This is a genomic window from Propioniciclava sp. (assembly GCF_029977985.1).
Classification (GTDB): Bacteria; Actinomycetota; Actinomycetes; order Propionibacteriales; family Propionibacteriaceae; genus Propioniciclava.
In genome coordinates this window covers 1-1,671 of the sequence record NZ_JARKOT010000235.1, presented here as the reverse complement: position 1 = coordinate 1,671, position 1,671 = coordinate 1, and the positions used below count along the sequence as shown (strand labels likewise).

Genomic DNA, 1,671 nt, shown 5'->3' with positions numbered 1-1,671 from the left:
CACGCTCGGCCCGGCGCTCGGCGTGGCCTGGATCTTCGCATCGGTGATCAACGGCACCGCCCGCCAGCCCGAGGCCCGCGGCGCGATGATGGGCACCGCCTGGATCGGCTTCGCCGTGGTTGAGGCTCTGGCCATCATCGGCATCGCGCTGGCGTTCGCCATTCAGTGAGGCTGGTCGTGCTTCCACTCGAAGGCGAGGCGGCGAGCCCGTTCGGGCCGCTCCTGCCGGAGCACCCCATCGAGATGTTCGTCGGCATCGCCCTGCTGCTGATCGTCTGGTGGGTCGTCGCGAAGAAGGTCGTCCCGGTGTTCGAGAAGACCTACGCCGAGCGGACGGAGGAGATCGCCGGCGGCATCGAGAAGGCCGAGGCGGCGCAGGCCGAGGCGGCCGAGGCCCTCGCGGAGTACCAGGCCCAACTCGCGTCCGCGCGGTCGGAGGCCGCCCGGATCCGCGAGGACGCCAAGGCGCAGGCGGTGACGATCGCGGCGGAGATCAAGGACCAGGCCCAGGCCGACTCGGCCCGGATGCTCGCCTCTGCCAAGGCGCAGATCGACGCCGAGCGGGCCCGGGTGGTCGGCGCGCTGCGCACCGAGGTGGGCGGCCTGGCCACCCAGCTGGCCGGACGGATCGTCGGCGAGTCGCTCGAGGACGATGAGCGGGCCCGGCGCAGCGTCGACCGGTTCATCGCCGAACTCGAGGCACAGCCGGACGCAGAGAAGGCGGAACGGCCATGAACGCGGCCGCCGAGGCCCGGCTGTCCGAGCTCGACCGGGCGCTGGACGCCCACGAGCTCAGCCCCGCCCTGGCGGACGAGCTGTTCTCGGTGGCCGACCTGCTCTCCGGGCAGGCCCGGCTGCGCAATGCGCTCGCCGACCCGACCATGCCGGACGACCGGCGCAGGGAGCTCGCCCGCGGGCTGCTCGCGGGCCGGGTCTCCGCCGACGCCACCGATGTGGTCGCGGAAGCGGCCGGGCTGAAGTGGGGCGGCGCCGCGGCGTTCGTCGCCGCGATCGAGCGGCAGGCGGCGCGCGCGCTGCTCGGGCACGCGCAGGCGGCCGGGGTGCTCGACACCGTCGAGGACGAGCTGTTCCGGTTCGCCCGCACCGTGGCCGCCGAGCCGCAGTTGCGCGGCGCGCTGGACGAGGCCGCCGTCGGGATCGAACCCCGCCGGCAGCTGGTGAGCGACCTGCTCGCGGCGAAGGTCCGTCCCGAGACCCTCACGCTCGCCCGGCGGGCCGTGGGGACGGCGTCGCGGACGTTCGAGCACGCCGTGGACGCCCAGCTGAAGCTGGCGGCGGCGCTGCGACAGCGGGCGATCGCGGTGGTCACGGTCGCGCGGCCGCTGACCGATGCGCAGCGGGACCGGCTCCGCGCGGCCCTGGTCGGGCAGCTGGGCCGGCAGGTCAACCTGCAGGTCGTGGTCGACCCGACGGTGCTGGGCGGCGCCCGTGTCCAGGTGGGCGACGAGGTGATCGAGGGCACCGTCGCCGGACGACTGGCCGCTGCCGAATCCCAACTGGCTTAACTCATCAGAATCGAAAGCAGAAGGTGCACAAATGGCGGAACTGACCATCAGCCCGGAAGAGATCCGGAGCGCGCTGGACACGTTCGTTTCGAACTTCAATCCCGAGACGGCCACCCGGGACGAGGTCGGCACCGTGGTCACCTCC

Annotated in this window: 3 protein-coding genes; all 3 read left to right on the top strand. The window is 73.2% G+C overall.

The window, feature by feature from the left end:
- The coding region (locus Q1K57_RS13490; RefSeq protein ID WP_300083488.1) for a F0F1 ATP synthase subunit C at positions 1 to 169 on the top strand (169 nt) is incomplete at its 5' end.
- A gap of 8 nt (positions 170 to 177) precedes the next feature.
- On the top strand, positions 178 to 735 hold the full coding sequence (locus Q1K57_RS13485) for a F0F1 ATP synthase subunit B (RefSeq protein ID WP_300083486.1): 558 nt from the start codon (positions 178 to 180) through the stop codon (positions 733 to 735).
- Complete coding sequence (locus Q1K57_RS13480; protein ID WP_300083484.1) at positions 732 to 1,526, top strand: F0F1 ATP synthase subunit delta; 795 nt, start codon at positions 732 to 734, stop codon at positions 1,524 to 1,526. Before Q1K57_RS13485 ends, Q1K57_RS13480 begins: the two co-directional genes overlap by 4 nt.
- Positions 1,527 to 1,671 lie beyond the last annotated feature (145 nt).